General features: G+C 70.0%; 15 protein-coding genes and 1 pseudogene. 10 read left to right on the forward strand and 6 right to left on the reverse strand.

The annotated features are described in order from the left end of the window. Positions 1 to 134: 134 nt before the first annotated feature. The gene (locus QHF85_RS47570; protein ID WP_281334180.1) at positions 135 to 833 is read right to left on the reverse strand and encodes a hypothetical protein; all 699 of its coding nucleotides are present in this window, start codon (positions 831 to 833) and stop codon (positions 135 to 137) included. A gap of 166 nt (positions 834 to 999) precedes the next feature. On the opposite strand from QHF85_RS47570, the gene QHF85_RS47575 reads away from it, so the two are divergent. Next, positions 1,000 to 1,962 carry a DNA/RNA non-specific endonuclease gene (locus QHF85_RS47575; RefSeq protein ID WP_281334181.1) on the forward strand — a complete coding sequence of 321 codons (963 nt, stop codon included), beginning with the start codon at positions 1,000 to 1,002 and terminating at the stop codon, positions 1,960 to 1,962. 759 nt (positions 1,963 to 2,721) lie between these two features. Here the strand turns inward: QHF85_RS47575 and QHF85_RS47580 are convergent. Then, the gene (locus QHF85_RS47580; RefSeq protein ID WP_281334182.1) at positions 2,722 to 3,105 is read right to left on the reverse strand and encodes a nuclease A inhibitor family protein; all 384 of its coding nucleotides are present in this window, start codon (positions 3,103 to 3,105) and stop codon (positions 2,722 to 2,724) included. Between the two features lie 114 nt (positions 3,106 to 3,219). Between QHF85_RS47580 and QHF85_RS47585 the strand changes: the two genes are divergently transcribed. Genes QHF85_RS47585 through QHF85_RS47600 form a run of 4 tightly spaced genes read left to right on the forward strand, consistent with a single transcriptional unit; the run spans position 3,220 to position 8,361 of the window. Further along, positions 3,220 to 5,082 carry a hypothetical protein gene (locus QHF85_RS47585; RefSeq protein ID WP_281334183.1) on the forward strand — a complete coding sequence of 621 codons (1,863 nt, stop codon included), beginning with the start codon at positions 3,220 to 3,222 and terminating at the stop codon, positions 5,080 to 5,082. Continuing rightward, positions 5,079 to 5,939, forward strand: a complete 861-nt coding sequence (locus tag QHF85_RS47590) for a hypothetical protein (RefSeq protein WP_281334184.1) — start codon at positions 5,079 to 5,081, stop codon at positions 5,937 to 5,939. The genes QHF85_RS47585 and QHF85_RS47590 overlap by 4 nt, the downstream gene beginning before the upstream one ends. A gap of 32 nt (positions 5,940 to 5,971) precedes the next feature. Continuing rightward, entirely contained in the window at positions 5,972 to 6,853 is an 882-nt protein-coding gene (locus QHF85_RS47595; RefSeq protein ID WP_281334185.1) for a hypothetical protein, read from the forward strand. Next, positions 6,850 to 8,361 (forward strand): hypothetical protein, encoded by a 1,512-nt coding sequence (locus QHF85_RS47600; RefSeq protein WP_281334186.1) that lies wholly within the window; start codon positions 6,850 to 6,852, stop codon positions 8,359 to 8,361. The genes QHF85_RS47595 and QHF85_RS47600 overlap by 4 nt, the downstream gene beginning before the upstream one ends. A gap of 7 nt (positions 8,362 to 8,368) precedes the next feature. Here QHF85_RS47600 and QHF85_RS47605 read toward each other — a convergent pair whose 3' ends face one another. Both QHF85_RS47605 and QHF85_RS47610 read right to left on the reverse strand, forming a co-directional pair. After that, positions 8,369 to 9,712 (reverse strand): cytochrome c peroxidase, encoded by a 1,344-nt coding sequence (locus QHF85_RS47605; protein ID WP_281334187.1) that lies wholly within the window; start codon positions 9,710 to 9,712, stop codon positions 8,369 to 8,371. 117 nt (positions 9,713 to 9,829) lie between these two features. Next, complete coding sequence (locus tag QHF85_RS47610) at positions 9,830 to 11,662, reverse strand: ABC transporter ATP-binding protein (RefSeq protein WP_281334188.1); 1,833 nt, start codon at positions 11,660 to 11,662, stop codon at positions 9,830 to 9,832. 225 nt (positions 11,663 to 11,887) lie between these two features. Here QHF85_RS47610 and QHF85_RS47615 point away from each other — a divergent pair, with 225 nt between their 5' ends. The 3 genes from QHF85_RS47615 to QHF85_RS47625 all read left to right on the forward strand — a co-directional run bounded on the left by QHF85_RS47615 (position 11,888) and on the right by QHF85_RS47625 (position 16,071). Then, positions 11,888 to 13,522 carry a hypothetical protein gene (locus QHF85_RS47615; RefSeq protein WP_281334189.1) on the forward strand — a complete coding sequence of 545 codons (1,635 nt, stop codon included), beginning with the start codon at positions 11,888 to 11,890 and terminating at the stop codon, positions 13,520 to 13,522. A 14-nt stretch (positions 13,523 to 13,536) separates the two neighbouring features. Beyond that, positions 13,537 to 14,883 carry a hypothetical protein gene (locus QHF85_RS47620; protein WP_281334190.1) on the forward strand — a complete coding sequence of 449 codons (1,347 nt, stop codon included), beginning with the start codon at positions 13,537 to 13,539 and terminating at the stop codon, positions 14,881 to 14,883. Positions 14,884 to 14,952: 69 nt separating this feature from the next. After that, positions 14,953 to 16,071 carry a serine/threonine-protein kinase gene (locus QHF85_RS47625; protein ID WP_281334191.1) on the forward strand — a complete coding sequence of 373 codons (1,119 nt, stop codon included), beginning with the start codon at positions 14,953 to 14,955 and terminating at the stop codon, positions 16,069 to 16,071. A 1-nt stretch (position 16,072) separates the two neighbouring features. On the opposite strand, the gene QHF85_RS47630 is transcribed toward QHF85_RS47625, so the two are convergent. Together QHF85_RS47630 and QHF85_RS47635 are read right to left on the reverse strand one after the other, a co-directional pair. Beyond that, positions 16,073 to 17,251: a hypothetical protein gene (locus tag QHF85_RS47630; protein ID WP_281334192.1), complete on the reverse strand. Its 1,179-nt coding sequence runs from the start codon at positions 17,249 to 17,251 to the stop codon at positions 16,073 to 16,075. A gap of 45 nt (positions 17,252 to 17,296) precedes the next feature. Continuing rightward, positions 17,297 to 17,578, reverse strand: coding sequence for a hypothetical protein (locus QHF85_RS47635; RefSeq protein ID WP_281334193.1), 282 nt, complete (start codon positions 17,576 to 17,578; stop codon positions 17,297 to 17,299). Between the two features lie 208 nt (positions 17,579 to 17,786). On the opposite strand from QHF85_RS47635, the gene QHF85_RS47640 reads away from it, so the two are divergent. Beyond that, complete coding sequence (locus QHF85_RS47640) at positions 17,787 to 19,448, forward strand: hypothetical protein (RefSeq protein ID WP_281334194.1); 1,662 nt, start codon at positions 17,787 to 17,789, stop codon at positions 19,446 to 19,448. Between the two features lie 166 nt (positions 19,449 to 19,614). After that, positions 19,615 to 19,837: pseudogene (locus QHF85_RS47645) on the forward strand (hypothetical protein); the annotation flags it as partial.

The raw sequence follows: 19,837 nt of genomic DNA on the forward strand, positions 1-19,837 counted from the left end.
GACCTGGCCCGTTCGATGAACTGCGCATCGCGCAGTTCATCGACCCCGAGTCCAGCGCTTGCGCTGGTCCGGGTCCAGGGGTGGACAACCCCTGGTCGGGTCCGGGGTGAAACCCCGGCGCTACGCTTCCCTTCCTAGAGGATCGCGAGCTTCCACGGCGACGTTGCCGGGTCGTACCCGAGGGCGAACGTGCGGAGCTTGTACGCGTCGTAGCGTGCCTTCTCCTCGGAGAGCGCTGTCGTCACGATGCCTGCGGTGGGTGGCTGACCGAGGGCTTGATCGATCGCGGCCACGCGGTCGCCGGAGGTCACGATGTCGTCCACGTACACGACGGCCTCGTTTGGCATCGGCCTGCCGATGATGACGAGGTTTTGCGCGAGATCGTGGGCGGGGTCCTCCTCGTAGCTGAAGCGCGGGCGCATCGCGTCCTTGTGCACCACGCAGGGGCGTACCTTGCCGAAGCCGAGACGTTCGAGCTCGAGGGCGAGGTCGCGGCTGGGCCATCGATCTGTCGTGCGGTTGCCGCGCACCACGTTTGCTGCGGGAATTGGTACGAGTGCGATGTTTGGCTTCGTGATGCCGAGGGCTGAGCGCACGTCGCGCTCGTGTACGGCGACGATGTCGGCCACGTAGGCGTAGGCGCTCGCGGGCGTCTCCAGGCGCATCATGGTTCGGCCTGGGTGGAGGGGGTGCTGGATGGAGCTCGGGATGGGCTCTTTGCGCTGGTTCGTCACGAGGTAGACGAGACCGCGCATCGGGTTCGCGTTCAGCCCGGCCAGGGGGGAGCCCAGCTTGTAGTACGAGCCGACGGCGTACCCGGGGATCCGCCTCAAGACGCCGTCCCTCGTTTCATGCCCACGCGCGACCTTAGCGCGCTCCCTTGCACCTCTGCTACCCCCATGGCGCTGCATGATGCAGGCCGTGTGGGTCCTCTCTCGACGGCCGGGACGCTCCCTGGGAGCATGATATAGCGTTCTCTACGAAACGAGGCACAAACACGTGAGCCGGACTGCATCCAGAAAGCGGGGCAAGGCGGGGGCCCTGGGCATGTTCGTCGTGGCGCTCCTTGGCGGGCTTGGTGCGCTCCTGCACGCGTGCAAGGCCGATCGATGGCTCGACGACCTCGCTTCGCATGGGTCGGGGGAGGAGAAGAGCCGCCCGCGCCCCACGGCGACGACCACGACGTCCGGCCCGAAGGTGAGCCCGGCGCGTGGGGGTGGCGGGAAGCCTGCGGATCCGAGCGTCCACCTCGCGCTCGGTGTGCCGGCGGACGACGATGCTTCGGACGACCACTTGATGCGCAAGGCGCAGTACGCGCTTTCGTACAATGCCGACCAGAACGTCGCGAACTGGGTGAGCTGGCAGATCGACGCGAGCTGGTTCGGGGATGCGCCGCGGCACAAGGGGAAGTTCATGACGGATGCGGAGCTTCCGTCGGGCCTCTACCGGGTCACGCACGATGACTACACGGGCTCGGGCTACGACCGGGGCCACATGGTGCGCTCGGAGGAGCGGACGCGTTCGCCCGAGGACAACCGCGTCACCTTCCTGATGACGAACATCTTGCCGCAGTACCACGACCTCAACGCGGGGCCGTGGCTGCGCCTCGAGGAGTCCTGCGAAGAGCTCGGCCGCAAGCGGGGCAAGCAGCTCTTCGTGATGGCGGGCGGCGTGCTCAAGCGGGGCAAGAAGCCCACGAAGACGATCGGCAAGGGCGTCGCGGTGCCCGACACGTTCTTCAAGATCGTCGTGGTCCTCGATCCGCGCGAGGGCCCCGCGGACGTGACGGAGTCGACCCCGGTGATCGCGGTCCTGATGCCGAACAAGGAGGGCATCCAGGACGAGGGCTGGGAGAAGTACCGGACGACCGTCGACGAGATCGAGCGGCGCACCGGCTATGACTTCCTCACGGCCGTGGACGAGGACGTGCAGGAGGCGATCGAGGCGAAGAAGGGGGACTGAGCGGAGTTTCGTCGAGGCCGTTTCGCTGGGGCTTTGCCCCAGGCCCCACCGGGGCTGTCCGCCCCTGGACCCGGACCAGCGCAAGCGCTGGACTCGGGGTCGATGAACTGCGCGATGCGCAGTTCATCGAACGGGCCAAGGCAAGACCGGTGAGGGAGGCCGCCAACCGAGGCGGCTTCAATCGATCGGTAAGCTCGTCCCACATCTGGTTACGGGTCCGTGGGAGGTTGACGTCGATGAGCGCGAGGCGTGTGAGCACGTCTCCGAGGCGTGTGAGCACGTCTCCGAGGCGTGTGAGCGCAGGAAAATGACGCGTGGGCGGGGAGCAAAGGCGCGCGTGGAAGGCGGCGAGGCGCGCGCGCGTGAGGTCGAGACGCGCGTGCATGACGTGGAGCTCGTTCTGGCGTGTCTTGAAGGCGTGTGCACGCGACGCGAAGACGCGTGGGCACGAGGGGAAGGCGCGCGCACGCGACCTTGGAGACGCGCGCACGCGACCTTGAAGACGCGCGCACGCGACTTGGAGACGTGCGCACGCGACCTTGGAGACGCGCGCACGCGACCTTGGAGACGCGCTCAGGTGGGGTACGGCTTCGACGGGCAACGTTGTCCCTGGTCTTGCCCCGGCCTGTGGGAAGAACTGCGCATCGCGCAGTTCTTCCCCAAAAGGTCCAGGGCTGGCCCTGGTTCGGGTCGAGGGGCGAACAGCCCCCGCGGGGTCCGGGGCAGCGCCCCGGCGAGGCGCCTCCCCGAAAGAGCCGTTCACGTCTCCACGAGCTTCGTCGTGACGCCTAGCCACGCGCCTGACGGGTGCCGACCGAGGACGAGGGCCTCGATGTCGACCTTGCCGACGCGGTAGACGCGTAGCTCCGTGAGCTCGCGCTGGAGCAGGTCGACGAGGGCGCGGAACCGGCCGGCTGCGTCGTCGTCGCCCTCGACCAGGCCCTCGAAGAACGAGGCCACCGTCGCCTCTTCGATCGGCGTGTCCGGAGGCAGGCTGCGCGCCCGCAGCACTGCGCCGGGCGTCGGCTCCTCCTCGCCGAAGCGGTAGGCCTCGATCGGGAAGTCCGACTCGCTCGGGAACAGGAGGCCGGCCGTGGCCTCCTCGATGGATTGCATCAGCGGCTCGATCTTCTGGCCCAGCATTCCTCGGCTCCTCCGTGTCCGGCGCATTCGAGGCGCGCGGCCCGGACGTGTCAAGGCGGCCCGCCAGAGGTCCACAGAACTTCCTCGCGGCCTGTGCGTCTACGAGCCCACCCCATGCGCCCGCCCCGCCGCACTTTGGCCCTTGGAGGCCTCTTCGCCGCCCTGCTCGCCGCGCCCGCTGCTGCTGACGCTGCGCCTGCTCGGAGCTCCGCTGTCGCCCTCGATCGTGAGGCCCTCGTCGCGTACGTCGCCGACGCGGACAATGAAGCGCTCCACCGCGTCGATCTCGTGAGCGGCTCGGTCAGCACGACCCCGCTCGGCTGCGCTCCTGCCGAGGTGCTCGTGCTCGCCGAGGATCGCGTCGCCGTGAGCTTGCGCGGCTGCAACGAGGTCCGCGTCCTCGACGTCGACGCGGCTGGCGAGGGCACGGTCGCTGCGCGCGCGGTCGTCCCGGCCGAACCCTGGGGCCTCGCGGTTGGCCCGCGCGGCGCGCTGCTCGTCACCTCCGCCTACGGCCGCGCCCTCACTGCGCTCGACGCCGAGTCCCTCGCCCAGCGCTTCTCCTTGCGCCTGCCGCGCGAGCCGCGTGGCATCACCGTCACGCCCGACGGCCGCCGCGCGTTCGTCACGCACGCCGCTGGTGATGCCCTCTCCGTCGTCGACCTCGACGGCGGCGACGCGGGCGAAGCGCCCGTCGTCCGCGCCGTGCGCGCGCTTGGCGGCGGCTACAGGAACCGCGTCGATGCGATGGTCGGTGCGAACACCCTGCACCCGACCTCGTCCCTCGCGTACGTCGCCGTGCTGAACGAGGGCGGCACGCGCCTCTTCGTCCCGCACCTCGTCGTGCAGAACGGCGAGAGCACCACGCGCGTCGTCGCGGGTGGCTATGGCGGCGTCGCCATCGAGGAGGACACCTCGGTCCCCACCGTCGCGGTCCTCGACGTCGCGCGCGAGCGCACGCTCGGCGTGGACGGCGGCGCGTTGCAGAAGAATTTCGTCAACATCGCGTCGAATGCCTTCATGGCGAGCGCCGTCGCGCCTGCGGGCTCTCCCGCGCGGCAGGCTCGCGCCGCGGCGGTGCTCGGCGACGCGCTCCTCGTCGTCTCGCACGGCACGGGTGAGCTCGTCGAGCTCGACGCGCGCTCGCTCGATCCGGCGCTCGCCTCGCGGCGTGTCTTCCGCGTCGGCGAGGGGCCTTCCGGCGTCGACGTCGATCCTCGCACGGGCATCGCGGTCGTCTGGAACCAGCGCTCGCACGACCTCTCCGTCGTGAGCCTCGCGTCGGGCGCCGTGGACACGTTGCCCGTCGCGGACGATCCGCTCCGTGAAGACCTCGCGCGCGGCCGGCGCCTCTTCCACGCCGAGGGCGATCGCCGCATCTCGCGTGATGGCCGCGCCTGCGCGAGCTGCCACCCCGAGGGGCGTGACGACGGCATCGTGTGGCGGCTCGGGGACGGCCCCCGACAAACGATGGCGCTCGCGGGCCGCGTCGAGCGTGGACCTTACGGCTGGCATGGCATGCACGCGAAGCTCGAGGACAACATCGCCGAGACCCTCACGCGCCTCGGAGGCGCGGGTTTGCCTGCGGAGGACCTCGCCGCGCTCGCGAACTACCTTCGCGAGGGGCTCTTCGTGCCGCGCCGCGAGGCGAAGGATCCCGGCGAGGAGGCGCTCGTCGCGCGCGGGCATGACCTCTACACCTCGGAAAAGCTCGGCTGCAACGGCTGCCATGGGCTCGAGCACGGGACGAGTGATCGCGTGGTGCACGACGTCGGCTCGCGCGCGAAGGACGAGTCGCGCGCCGAGTTCCGCACCCCGCCGCTCGCCATGCTCGAAGGCTCTGCGCCCTACTTCCACGACGGCCGTTACCCGACGCTCGAGGCCCTGCTCGACGACAACCTCGATCGCATGGGCCAGACGAGCCACCTCACGTCCGAAGACCGCGCCGCCCTGCTCGCCTTCCTGAGGACCCTGTGAAGACGTACGTCCTGCCCCTGATCGCCGTGTCCCTGCTCTCCGGCTGCGCGGAGACCACGCCCGAGGCCACCGCCACGCCCGCGCCCGAGGCCGCCGCCGCTGCTCCCGCTCCCGCGCCCGCGCCCGAGGCCGCTGCCGCTTCCGCCACCGCGCCTGCCGCCGAGCCCGCCGCCGAGCCTCCCGCGTTGCCCGAAGAGATGCGCACCATCGTCGGCAAACGCGCGGGCCAGAAGATCACCCTCACCGTGGTGCACCCGCGCCACGTCGTCCTGCTCGTGCAGGGGGACAAACGTGTCCTCGGCTCGAACGAGGTGGCCCTCGCCGTCGACCCGAAGGAGCCCATCGCGTGGGAGACGACCGACCGCCAGACGCTCGAGACGATCCGCGGCGAGGCGTTCGTCGACCTCCGCGACGACGGGCGCTTCGACGCGGCCACGCTCCGCCCGACCACGCTCCTCGCCGCCGTCGCGGAGGAGGCCGAGGGCCGCCACGCTTGCAAGGCGTTCGCGGCGATGGGCGCGGGCTTCTCGGTGTTCTGTCGCGTCGAGTCTCTCACTGTCGCGGCCGCGCGTACCTTCGGCGAAGCGCCGCTCGATCGCATCCAGCACGTCGAAGCCAACGAGCAAACGTTCTTCCGCATGGAGCTCGATCCCGGCGCGGACGGCGTCGACGCCACGGTGCTCGGTTACTTGTCCGGCGGGAGCGGGCACGTCGTTCGCGCCGAGGCGACCCGGCTCCCCGGCGAGGCTGGGCCCTCCCTCGCGCTCCTGTCCGAGTCGCGGATGCAGCCCATCGCTGTGCATCGCTTCCCGCATCCGCCCCACCGCCGCCACCCGCGGATCGAGCCCTTCGATTGATCCCGGCACGCGCTTCGCGCAAGCTCCCCGCGATGCGCCACGCCCTGCTCCTCGCGCCCCTTCTCGCCGCCGCGTGCAGCGCTGCGCCCCCGCCTCCTGGCCCCACGACGGTCGCCGATCCAGGCTCCGTGCTCGTCGTCGTCGACACGCCGCCCGCGGCCACGGCCTCGGCCGAGATCCCTGCGCGGACGCCTGTCGCGCGTGGTGAGCTCGAGTGGACCATCTTCGGCGACACGCCCACCGTCGCGTGGGCGCCCGACGGCGTTCGCCTCGCCATCGCCAACCAGGTGAACTACCTGAACACGCCCGCGCCGCCCGGGCAGGCCGGCATCGACGTCGTGCATGCCGAGACTGGCAAACGCACGCGCGTCCACGAGGGACCGGGCTACCACCCCGTGTGGATCTCCGAGGATCGGATGGCCTTCGGCTGCTCGACCTACGAGTGCGACGACGCGGGCCAGGGCATCTACCTGCTCGACGTCGGCAAACGCGCGCGGCGCGCGCTCACGCACGGCGCCTACCACACGCGGGCCGGCAAGGACGGCGGCGTGATCTTCTTCTCCGGCTTCCCCGAGTACGAGGGCTGGATGAGCTGGGACCTGCGCAGCCCGAAGCCCAAGCGCATCTCGGGCCCCGAGAGCTCGTGGCAAGCGCCGACGGCGCCGCTCGCCGATCAGTGCCCCGCGAAGGTCGGCGAGCGACGCGTCGAGCAGCGCGACGATCAGGTCTTCGTGATCGACACCGCGACCGGCAGCCGCCACGCCGTCCTCAGCGCGCCGCCCTGGAACCTCGCCTGGCCTGGGGATCGCGGCGCCATCCAGCCGTGTTTGTCCCCGGATGGAAGGTTCGTCGTCTACTTCTCCCAGCGCGGCGGCACGGGCGTCGTCGGCGTGCGCCAGCTCGACGCCCCTTGACCCGATCCGCCGCACGGCGCGCGGCCGCGGCCGTTCTGCTCGTCCTCCTGCCGCTCGCGACCTCGCCCTTCACCGTCGACCTTCGCCCGCAGAAGACGCTCGTCCTCGCGCTCGCGCTCCCGCTCTGCGCGTGGGGCGCGCCCTCGCTCGTCGCGACGCTCGTGGCCGTGCTCGGCTTGCTCGCGCTGCTCGTTTGGCCCTCCGCTCCGTGGGAAATCCTCGCCGTCGCTGCCGCGCCCACCGTGTTCGGCGCGCTCTCCGAGCTCCTCGCGGAGGATCGCGCCTTCGTCTTCCGGCTCGCGCGCCGCGCCGTCCTCGCCGCGAGCGCCCTCGCCCTCGCGGGCGCGATCGGCCTCCTTCCGTTCGAGACCGGCGCCTTCCACCTGCCGTACCCCGTCCTCGTCGGCACGTTCGGCAATCCGAACCATCTCGCCGCCTTCCTCCTGCTCGTGCTCCCGCTCTGCGCCGCCGATCGCGCCTCGGCTACGCGCCGCGAAGACCGCATCGAAGGCACGGTCGCCCTGATCCTTGGGGCCACAACGATCCTCCTCTGCCGTTCGCACCTCGCCGCCCTTGCGCTTGCCGCCGAGATGCTCCTCTTCGTCCCGCGCGCCGCGCTCGCTGCGCCCCTCGCGGGCCTCGCGCTGGTCCCGATCGCGCTCGCCTCTGATGGGTTCGTCCGCGCGTTCGAGGGCCGCCTCTACCTCCTCGTCGTTCACGTGCGTGGTTTGTCCGCGCGAACGTTGCTCCTCGGCGTCGGCCCCGACGCGATCGCGCCGCGCTTCCTCGACTGGCAAGCCGAGCACCTCGCCGCGCACCCCGACGCCGCGCGGCTCTGGACCTTTCCGGAGCACCCGCACGACGATCTCGCCGCGCTCGTCCTCGCCTTCGGCCTCCTCCCCGCGGCGCTCGCGCTTTTCCTCGCGCGAAGGCGCCTCCGCCTCGCGCCCGCTTTGCCCCGCAGAGAGCTCCGCGCCGCGTGGATCGCCTTCGCCCTGCTCGCGCTCGGCGCCGGGCTCTCGGCCTCACCGGCGACCTGGATCGCGGCGCTCGTCGTGCTCGCTTGCACCTTCCGCCCGCGTGCCCCTGCGCCCGCGTCCTTTCACCTCGCGCGCGCGGGCTTCGCGTGCGCGCTCGCCTGGGCCCTCGTGGCGTTCGCACAGCTCCTCTCGGCCTACCACCATCGTGAGGCCCTTCGCGCGGCCACGACGTCGGGTGACACACGCGCGGCGCTTCACCACACGCGCACCGCGCTTCGTTTTCCCTTCGATCGCGGCCGCCTCCTCCACCTCGAAGGCCGCCTCCTCCTCGAAGCTGGACGCCCGCGCGACGCCGCGGACAAACTCCACGAGGCCGCGCGCCTCTTGCCGCACCCGATCGTCTGGAAAGCGCTCGCCGCTGCCGAGCGCGCCGCGGGCAGGCCCGAGGCGGCCGTCGCCGCCGCGCGCGCGTGGCTCCGCTACCGCCCCGGGGATCCCGAAGCGAAGGCCCTGCTCGAAGGCCGATGAGGTGGTTTTACTTGGTGGAACCGAACGACGTGTCGACGAGCAGCTCCTCGCGGATCGGCTCGCCCGTCAGCGTCTCCAGGAACGCGACGAGGTCGTCGACCTCCTCCGCCGAGAGGTTCAGCGGCACCATGAGCGGATCCTTCGTGCCGGCGAAGTCCTTGTCGGCGCCGCCGACGTTGTAGAACTCGACCACGTCGCGCAGCGTCGCGAGGTGCCCCGTGTGCATGAACGGACCCGTCTTCGCCACCGAGCGCAGGCCCTTCGTGCGGAACGCGCCCGTCAGCTTCGCGTCCTTCGTCACGCCCTTGCTGCGGTCGATGCTCGGGTCGTCGTTGTAGATGCCCTTCGTGCTGAAATCCCAGCCGAAGTAGACGTCGAGCGCCTGGAAGCGCCCCGGATCGCCGCCCATGTCCGGCGGCAGCACGTGATCGCCGATCTGCGGCACGCCCGTCACGTGGAAGTCGTTGTCGGTGAACGTCGGGCCCGCATGGCACGCGACGCACGCCGCCTTCCCCACGAAGAGCCCGAGCCCGCGCTTGGCGCTATCGCTGATCGCCGACACGTCCCCGGCCACGTACCGATCGAACGGCGCGTTGCCGCTCTGGAGCAGGCGGAGGTAGGCCGCGAGCGCCTTGCCGAAGTTCGCGTAGCCGCGGTTGATCACGCCGCGGTCCGCCTCCGGCATGCCGTTCCACACGTCGGGCGCCACCGTCGGCGACGCGATCATCGGGAAACGCGCGGCGTCCGGGTGCATCGGATCGAGCGCCGGATCGAGGTCCGGCTCGAAGAGCTCGTTGTACGCCGCGCGGTAGTCCGGCTGCTGGTAGAGGAAGTGCACGATGCCCGAGCGATCCGTGCCCATGACGAACTCGGCCGGGACGAGGCACTTGCCCCAGAGGTTGTCGTTGTAGCCGACCCAGCCGAACCAGTCCGTGTACGTCGCGACGTTCACGAGCGTCGGCGCGTTGCGGATGAACCAGTCGATCGCGATCGACGTGTTCGCCGGCTTCGAGCGCGTGTCGACGAACCAATCCGTCTTGATGTGGCAGCTCTCGCAGGAGACCTTGCCCGTCTCGCCGACGTTGCCGAGATCGTTCGCCACCTTGATCGGCCCGGCGTACCCCTTCTCGTAGAAGAGCCGTTGCCCGAGCGCCGCGGCCTTCGGGTCGTCCGCGAACGCGTTCGTCGTGTCCGGTTCGAGCGCCGGGAGCGGCGAGAGCTTCTCGATCTCCGCCCACTCCTCCGGCGTAAAACGCCCGTCGACGAGGTCCGAGCTCTCGTCACCGCAGCCGCCCACGGCCGCCGCAGCAGCCGCCATCACGCACAACCAAAGCACTCTTCGCGCTCGCATGGACACCTCCTCGCACGCGCGCCGCGCGCTCCCCTCCTCGTGCCCGCGCATCGTAACGAACGCAGAGAGGCGCGGATAGCGAGTTCGTCGCGTCGCGCCTCCGTTCGACGAAGTTCCCTAACGGTACCCTTCCGCCTGGAGCGCGAACATCCGCGCGTACCGCCCGTCTTTCTCCACGAGCTCGGCGTGCGTCCCTTCCTCGATCACGCGGCCGCCGTCGATCACGAGGATCCGATCCGCCATGCGCACCGTCGGGAACCGGTGCGACACGACGAACGTCGTGCGGCCCTCGGCGAGCTTGCGGAACCGCTCGAAGACCGCGTGCTCCGCCTCCGCGTCGAGCGCCGCCGTGGGCTCGTCGAGCACGAGCACGTCGGCCTCTTCCCGCATGAACGCCCGCGCGAGCGCCACCTTCTGCCACTGGCCGCCGCTGAGCTCCGTCCCGTCCTTGAACCACCTGCCGAGCTGCGTATCGAGCCCGCCCGGCAGCGCCGCGAGCACCTCCTCGGCGCCGCCGCGCGTGATCGCCCGCGAGAGCCGCTCCGTGTCCTCCATGTGCGGCGTGCTCCCGAAGCCCACGTTCTCCCGCGCCGTGAGCTGATACCGGTTGTAGTCCTGGAACACGACGCCGATGCGCCGCCTTAGCGCGTCGAGATCCCACGTGGCGAGGTCCTTGCCGTCGAGCAGGATGCGCCCCTCCGTGGGCGCGTAAAGCCGCGTGAGGAGCTTGATCAGCGTCGTCTTGCCCGCGCCGTTGTGCCCCACGAGCGCCACGCTCTGCCCGCGCGGCACGAACAGATCGAGCTTCGCGAGCGCGAGCTTCTCCTGGCCCGGATACCGGAAGCTCACGCCCTCGAAGCGGATGCCCCGCTCGCGCCCCGCCGCCTCGCCCGCGTCGTCCGTGGGGGAGGGGAGCGCGACCCTCGGCGTGGCCCCGTCGTTCGTGGGGATCGCGAGGTACGAGAACAGGTTCGACATGTACAGGTTGTGCTCGTACATGCCGCCGAGCGACGACAGGATCGACTGGAACGCCTGCTGGCCCTGACGGAACGAGACGCCGTAGAGCACGAGGTCACCGAGCGTGAGATCGCCGCTCGCCGCGCCGACCGCCATCGACGCGTAGCAGCCGTAAAACGCGGCCGTGCCGAGCAAGGACAGGCCCCAGCCGAGGCTCGCGCGCTTGACCGCGAGCGCCCGATCCTCGAGGTAGAACTTCTCCCCGAGCGCGCGGTACCGATCGAGCAAAAGTGTTCCGATCCCGAAGAGTTTGACCTCCTTGGCGTGCGCGTCGTTCGCCAGGACGTACTCCAGGTAGTTGAGCTTTCGCGCCTCGGGCGAGCGCCAGTTGCGCAGCCGGAACGCGAGGTTGCCGAGCTTCACCTCCGCGATCGCCCCGGGGAGCGACGCGAGCGCGAGCGCGATCACCGCGAACCCGCTCCAGCGGAAGAGCAGCGCCCCGTAGCCCGCCAGCGTCACCAGGCTCTGCACGATCCCGAACGTCTCGCTCACCATCGCGAGCGGCCTCGACGAAGCCTCGCGCCGCGCCCGCGTGAGCTGATCGTAGACCGACGGCTCCTCGAAGTGCCGGAGCTCCAGCGTGAGCGCCTTCTCCAGGATGGCCCCGTTGATGTCGAGCCCGAGCCGCGCCCCGATGAGCGAGCGCAAGAGCCCCATCGCGCGCTGCACGAAGGCGAGCGCCGCCACGAGCGCGAGCTCCACGATCACCCAGCGCAGCGTCGCCTCGCGTGAATGCGCGGCCACCGCGTCCACGATCGCCTTGCCCGCGTACGCCACGCCGAGCGGCAGCACCGCGGCGGCCAGGGTGAGCGCGAAGAGCGTGATCGTCGCGAGCCTGGCCGACCGGAACAGGAGCAGGAGCGTGCGCGGCGTATGCTCGAAGCTCCCGCGCAGGCGGGCGAGGAGGTTCGGCTTGGGATTCGGCTCGGCCATCGCGCCCCCATTCTTGCGCGCCCCTCGCCCCACCGCCCGTACGGTTCCTGCCGCCGCCGCCGGCTCGACGCCGCGCGTGTCGGCGCTGTGGGAGCGAGGTCGAGCACATCCCGGCTGTTGACGTCCGGGTCCCACCATGGTCAAGCTGGCGACCAGCGCTGGGATCGTTCGGTCGGCCCTCGCGCCCTTGCTTTTTTCTTACGACACGACGCCGAGGCGAAAACGATGGGTGGACGCTGGCACAGATTGGGGGTCGCCCTCGTGGCGGTGGTGTGCACGTCGGCTTGCGCGACGGGCGTGGTCGACGAGAGCTCGGGCGCCAGCGAGAGCAACGGCACCGGCGGCTCCGGCGGATCGGGCGGCCCCGCGACGGGCGGCGCGGGCGGCGTCGGCGGAGAAGGCGGCGAAGGCGGCACGGGCGGCACGGGCGGCGCGGGCGGCGCGGGCGGCGCGTCGAGCTCGAGCAGCTCGGGCGGCGGCGGCAATCCGAACTGCGGCAATGGCGTGATCGATCCGGGCGAGCAATGCGACGGCGCGGAGTTCGGCGGCAAGACGTGCGCGAGCATCGGCCTCGGATCGGGCAGCCTCCTCTGCAACCCGCACTGCGGCATCGTCGCGAGCGGCTGCGTCCCCAAGGAGCTCTGCGGCGATTACAAGGACAACGATCAGGACGGCCTCACGGATTGCACCGACGACACGTGCTTCATGGAAGCCGTGTGCCTCGACTCGTGCTTCGCGCCGAAATCGCTCGTCGTCCCCGGCTGGATCAACGCCGACACCTCGGGCCGCCCGAACCTCGAATCCGCCTCCTGCTCGTCCGTGAGCGGCCCCGAGGCCATCTTCGAGGTCGTGATCCCGGAGAACGGCACGTTCGTGGCCACCATGAACAGCTTTTCCTCCGATCTCAGCCTCTCGATCCGCACCACCTGCGGCGATTCCGCGAGCGAGATCGCCTGCAACAACGACGGGAACCCGAACAGCGGCAACGCCGACCGGGTCGTGATGGAGGTCGTCCAGGGCCAGAAGCTCTACGTCGTCGTCGACGGCGCCGCGGGCGACACCGGCTTCTTCGATCTCAACGTGGACATGCCCCAGCCCGAGAGCTTCTGCTCCGATTTCTGGGACGACGACGTGGACGGCTACATCGATTGCGACGACGTCACGCAGTGCCAGGCGTCGTTCGAATGCCAGCCGGGCGCCGGCTTGCTCGGCCAGGCTTGCTTCCTCCCCTCCGATTGCGCGGCGAACGCGATGGATCCGGCCTGCCTCCAGAGCTGGCAGGGCTTCCCCGACGGGTATTGCACCGAGTGGTGTGACCTCGACGCGCAAGACTGCCCCGGCGACGGCCATTGCGCCGATCTCGGCTTCGGCGGCGTGCACGGCATCTGCCTCGACGGCTGCGTGACCGACGCCGATTGCCGTATCGGGTATGCTTGCGTCGACGAGGGCTACCCGACGAAGGTCTGCCGCCAGGGGCCCGAGGCGGACTGCACGAACTTCCAGGACGACGACAACAACCAGCTCAGCGATTGCGAGGATCCGAGCTGCCAGGCCAAGCCGGCCTGCAAGCCCGGCTCGAAGGCCGCCGGCCAGCCCTGCACCAAATCGAACGAGTGTTATGCCGGGCAGAACGATCCGATCTGCCTCACGCAGGACTGGTTCGGAGTTCCGGGGGGCTACTGCACCGAGTACTGCAACTTCGCGGACGACTGCGGCCCGGGCTCGATCTGCTCGAGCTGGTTCTTCTTCCCGAGCGGCGCCGGCACGTGCATGCGCACCTGCCAGACGAGCGCCCAGTGCCGCCCGGGCTACTCCTGCGTGGACAGCGGCATGGGCCAGAACATTTGCGTAGCTTTTTGACGGAGGAGCTCGACATGCGCGAACGAATGCGTTTCTTCGACACCGCCCCTCGGCGCGTCGCCCTCGCGGCGCTCTCCGTCGCGCTGCTCGCGCCCCTCGCGCCCTTCGCGTGCGCGGCGAACGGCGACGGCACGGTGTTCGACGGGGATGGCGGCGGGGGCAGCGGCAACCAGGGCCAGGGCGGCGCGGGCCAGGGCGCCGCGGGCATGGGCGGCGACGATCTCGGATTCGACGCCGGAAACCAGGGCGGGGGCGGCGCGGGCGGCATCATCAACTGCGATCCCAAGGGCACGGAGGACGACGTCGACGGCGACGGCTTCACCGAGACCGAGGGCGATTGCAACGATTGCGACAAGAACCGCAACCCGAACGCCGTCGAGGTGCCCACCGAGCCCGGCAAGGAGGCGTTCGACGAGAACTGCGACGGCACCATCGACGAGGTGGTCGTCTCCCTCTGCGACGACGGGCTCGCCGTCGACAGCATGGAGCCCCTCGACGGCGCCCGCGCCGCCGATCTCTGCAAGGTCTCCGCGGGTCCCGGCGATTGGGGCGTCGTCTCGGCGCAATGGACCATGGCGGACGGCTCGCCGCCTCCGCTCGGCGACGAGGTGAACTTCCACCTCGGCCACGGCCTGCTCAGCGGATTCGGCCCGAACATCACCACCCGCCACGGCGCCAGCGTGCTCGCGCTCTCCAGCGGCACCGCCCGCCAGCCCACCGATCCCGGCTATCAATCGGTCGGCGGCTTCATCAAGGGCTACACGGGCAGCCACCCGCAGGGCTTCCCCAAGGAGTCGCCCGCGTGCCCCGGCACGAGCACCGGCATGCCGAACGACGTCACCGGGCTCGAGGTCGTGGTCCGCGTGCCCTCGAACGCCTACGGCTTCTCGTTCGACTTCAACTTCTACACCTACGAGTGGCCGAACTACATCTGCAGCCAGTACAACGATTTCTTCGTCGCGTTGCTCACGCCCATCCCGCCCGGGCAGTCCGACGGCAACGTCTCGTTCGATAGCCAGGGCAACCCCGTCAGCGTCAACAACTCCCTGCTCGAGGTCTGCGGTTGTCCGGGCAACCCGCCGAACCCCTGCGAAGCTGGGAACAAGCTCTTCGACTGCAGCCTCGGCAACGTCGACCTCATCGGGACAGGGTTCGGCTTCGATGGCGACGACGGAATGGACCACGCCTCGACCGGCTGGCTGAAGACCCAGGCCCCCGTCAAGCCCGGCGACCAGATCACCGTCCGGTTCGCCGTCTACGACTCCGGCGACGGCTCCCTCGACACGACGACCCTGGTCGACAACTGGCAGTGGATCGCCAAGCCCGGCACGACCGTGGGGACGGCGCCCATCCCCAAGTAAAAGAGGACGAACCGGATGCGCACGTTGGGCCTCCCACGCGGGGGCCCTTCGCGCTACCATCCGCGGTTGATGTCCTTGTCCCCGGCCGAGAGCTTCGACCGATACGTCATCGAAGAGCGCCTCGGGGAAGGCGCCGCCGGCGAGGTGTACCGCGCCATGGACACGCGCCTCCGCCGCAAAATTGCGCTCAAGGTGCTGCGGCGGGATCCCGAGATGGAGTCCGAAGCTTGGGACCGCAACGTTGTGCGCATGCTGCGCGAGGCGCGCGCCGCGGCTGCGCTCACGCATCCGAACATCGTCGCCGTCTACGACGTCGGCGAGCACGACGGCGTTCCGTTCATCGCGATGGAGCTCGTCGCCGGCAAGACGCTGCGCTCCTCGATCGGGCGCGACATCCCGCAGGGCGAGCGGCTCGAGATCCTCCTGCAGGTCGCGCTCGCGCTCGCCGCCGCGCACGCCGAGGGCGTCGTGCATCGCGACGTCAAGCCCGAGAACGTCATGGTCCGCGAGGACGGCGTGGCGAAGGTGCTCGATTTCGGCATCGCCCGCAGGCTTCCCGGCGCCCTCACGAACACGCAGGACAGCGGCGTCTCGCGTCTGTCGCGGCTCACCGGCGACGGCAGCATCGTCGGCACGCCCGCGTACATGGCCCCCGAGCAGCTCCTCGGCCACGAAATCGACGCGCGGGCCGATCAGTTCTCGTGGGGCGTGATGGCGTTCGAATTGATGGCGGGCCGGCTCCCCTTCCGCACGGACGGCGGGGGCCTCGGGCTCGTGACGTCGATCCTGAACGACGAGCCGCGCCCGCTGGAAGGCGCGCCGGAGGAGCTCGCCGCGATCGTGCGGCGCGCGCTTTCGAAATCGCCGGACGAGCGATTCGCCTCGATGGAGGATCTCGCCGAGGCGGTCGCGGGCGTCGTGGCCTCGCAGCTCCCGCCGGCGCCGCCGATGCGCAAGAAGATGTTGTCGTCGGGGATCCGGCTCGTCTACGCGCAGGCCCCGGAGGTCGTCGCGCCCGAGCCTCCGCCGCCGCCGCCGGCCCGGACGAACCCCATTCTGATCGTCGGCGCCGCCGCGCTCGCCGTGGGCCTCTTCATCGGCGGCGTGCTCTTCCTGCTCCAGCGCAGCCAGGAAGCGCCCGCCGCCGCGCCCGCCCCCGCTGCGACGAACGCCCCCTCGGGCCGCTGATTCAGGGTTTTTTCGCGCCGTCCGCCTTGGCCTTGTCGGCCTCGGGCGCCTTGGCCTTCTCGTCGGCCGGCTTGCTCGCCTTGTCGGCCAGGTCCTTCGCGCGCCGCTTCACGAACACGTCCCGATCCTCTTGCATCGCCTGGAGCAGCTTCTTGCCGTCGGGGTCCTTCTCCGCGACGAGCTCGAGCGCCCTGCCGCGCGCCATTCCGCCGTTCGCGCGGTTCTCGAGGATCGCGCGCGCCACCGCGAGCGCCCGCTTCTTTTGCGCGTCCGACGCTCCCGCCTGCCGGTGCAGGTAAAACAGCGCCGACGCCATCTGCGTCGACTTGATCGTCCCGTCCTTCGCGCGCTTCTCGATCTTGTCGAGCAGCGGATCCCACTCCGCCTTGCACCCGCCGCTTTGTGGATAGAACGCGCAGAGATAGGCCGCTTCGCCCGCCACGTCGTCGGCCGCGTCGTCGACGAACCCGAGCCACATCTTGCACGAATCGGAGGCGCGGCTCGGCGGCGTCCCCGTCCAGAAGGCCGACATCGCGGCCTTGCGCACGACCGCGTCCTTGTCGTTCGTCGCGATGTCCTTCACGAACTCGTAGAGCGTCTCGCCGTTCGAGAACAGCATCCGCGCGAGCAGGCTCGTGCGCATCTGCTGCACCGCGTGGCCCTTCGCCATCACCTTGATCCGCTCGCCGAGCCCGGTGTCCGCGTGCTTGATTCCGCCGACGACCCCGCCGAGCTCCTGCGCGACGGTCTTGCTCGCCTCGCCCTCGGCCACCACGACGATCCGCTCTGCGAGCGCCTTGTCGTTGCGGAACGCCTTTCCGCGCTGCGACAGCGCGCGGCTGCCGAGCCAGCGCACCTGTTCGTTCGGATCCTCCAGGAAGCTCACGAACGTCGCGTCGGCCTTCCCCTCGCGGATGATCTCGCTCTCCATGAGCGCCTTCATCTCGGGGCACATCGAATCGAACCCGTAGGAGCCCCACTTGCAGCCGAGCGCCTTCTTCGCGAGCTCGACCACGGCGGCGTCGTTTCCGGCGGCCTCGATCCCCTTGGCGCTCGGCTTCGCCTCCGCGGGCGCCGCCGATCCGGCCGGCTCCGGCCCCGACGAGCCTTTGCTGCACCCGAGTCCGAGCCCCGCGAGGAGCGCGATCGCGGCGATCACGCGCGTTCGAACCATGTTCATGCCCCCTCCTTACCGCATTTTCGGCGGAGCGGGGGCGAGCGCGTGTCAGGCCGCGGCCACCTTCTGCGCGACCTGCTTCGGCCTGCGGAGCGGCGGCAGCTCCTTCGTGAGCAACGCCGATCCGATCGCGAACCCTGCCAGGGAGAGGCGCAGCCGCAGCGCGTCCACGAGCCCCTCCTGGTGGAGCGCGCTCACGGTCTTGCGCACGTCGCCGCGGCGCACCTTGATGGCGATCGAGAGCGTCTCGAGATCCATGGTCCGGCCCTCGGTCTGGGCCTCGGCGAGGGCACGGAGGATGTAGGGCGCGATGTCCTTGGGCGTCATCATGATGATCGCAACCTACCTCCTGTGCTGAACGTGTGCACAGTTTGTGGAGATGATTTTTTGTTCAGGTCTTCGTGGTGGTCCACGTCACCAACCCTGCGCCCCCGACCCCGTGTCCCGTGACGCGAGGGGAGGGCCTTCCGTGATAGTCTCGCCGTTCCTTTATCATGAGCGCCCTCGTTTGGGGCTCTCGTACACGGGAGGACTTCGCATGAAATCGAATCGCTTGTGGGGACCGAAGCTCGCCGCATTCTCGCTCGTGGCGCTCACGGGCCTCGTGGCTTGTGGGGGCGACGGGGACGGGTCCGGAGGCGCGGGCGCGAGCGGCGGATCCGGGGGCCAGGCCGGCGCGGGTGGGGAAGGCGGCGCGGGCGGCGGCGGGATGGGCGGCGCGGGCGGCGGCGGCATGAATGGATTCGCGGCGATCGTGATGCCGTCGAGCCTCGTCGTGCTGGAGGCCGACAATGGCGGCGCGCTCGCGGCCGGCTGCGGCGTGCGAAAGGACGGAATGGCGTACGGCGGCCCATTCACCTCGAAGGTCACCGTCTCGCCGGAGGCGGGCGTCGTCGAGAACGGCGGCAAGTACACGTTCGCCGAGGCGGGCATCTTCACGGTGGGCTGCGAGGTCGTGGTCGAGGGACACTCTGTCACGGCCGAGACGCAGGTCTCCGTGCTGAACGAGGCCATCACGCCGCTGCTCGCGAAGGCGGGCGCGGGCATCTCGGGCGTGCAGAATGGCGTGCACGCGGTCCTCGCGGCGAACGGCGGCTCCGATCAAGCGCTGAAGGACGCGGTCCTCGCGCTCGACGCGAGCCTCGTGGACCTCGATCCGCTCCATTACGCCGACCTCGCCGACGTCCTGCGCAAGATCCCCGGCGATTATCCCACGGCCGCCGATCTCACCGCGGCCGGCGTCGCGAAGAGCGCGGACGACGATTCCGCCGCTGCGGACATGGATGCCCTCGCAGCCGCGCTCGCCGAGCTCCGGACCACGATCGCCTCGATCGATTCGAATGCGCCGAAGGCCGGGGACGAGGCCGCGCTCGCGGCGAAGAGCGCCGCCGTCGAGTCCGCCGTGCAGAAGCTCGCCGCGCTCGAACCCACCGCGCACGGCGTGATTGAAAACCGGTCGAAATTCGCCGTGCTCGTCCGCGATCAGATCGCGCCCACGGGCCGAGCCGTGGGGCAGCTCGTCAGCGCGGTTGCGAAGGCCGAGGCTGCGCCCGTCTTCATGGCCAAGGGGCCGGGCAGCGACGAAAAAATCGGCGGCGGCAAGAGCAACTTCGGCTTCTTGAGCCTCACGCTCGGCATGTTCAACCAGAACATGATCCAGATGCAGATGATCAACAAGATGTATGGCAAATGGATCGAGGCCATCGACAAGAGCCTGAACAACCTGATCCTCATCCAGGCGATCGATTACCTCCTCCCGCCGAACCCGGAGGGGCCGGTCATCGAGATGATGTACGCGAGCTCGAGCATGGGCTTCTCGAAGGTCGGGTACGATACCTGGGTCCACGGCCACGGGTTCAACTCGGACCCGAATTTCAACATCTTCATCATCATCGGCGAGGGCTGGCAGACGATCGCCGAGAACGTCTTCACCGCCTGCGGCGTCGGCGAGGCGAACACGTTGCCCGAGATGGTGGACACGGTCGAGCAATGCATCAAAGACGTCACGGAGGCCGCGCAGAACAGCCTGCCGACGAACTCCATGGAGGTCATCGAGCCGGGCTTGCTCGCCGATCAGGACATCCACATGGGCGCGTTCCCGGAGGCCTGTTCGAGCGCGATTCCGCTGGCGATCGGCATCATCCCCGTGAACCTCGCCGCGGGCCGCGGCCCGATTTACAAGTCGAATTGCATCAAGTGACGTGAATGCGCCCCGCCCGAGCGCCCGCGCCCACCGGCGACGCGGCGCTCGGGCCTCCTCCCGCATTGCATCAACTGGCCTCTATTTTTACGCCACGATGGAAACGTCCCATCCTCCCACTTCACCCACTTCTGCGCACCGTTCCTCCGTGGTAAAAGCATCTTTCATGCGACGCACCTCTCTCCTCCTCGTCGGCGTGCTCTTCCTTCCCGTTTTCGGCTGCTCGCTCGACACGAATGGCGCGAAGCCCTCCGCGAGCGGAGGCGGACAAGCGGGCAGCGGCGCGGGCGGGGGCGCGAGCTCCAGCAGCGGGAGCGCGGGCGCGGGCGGCGTCGGCGGGATGGGCGGCGCGGGCGGCGCCGGCGGGATGGGCGGCGTCGGGGGCGCGG

This window comes from Polyangium sp. 6x1, assembly GCF_029946515.1.
In the GTDB taxonomy this organism is placed as follows: Bacteria; Myxococcota_A; Polyangia; order Polyangiales; family Polyangiaceae; genus Polyangium.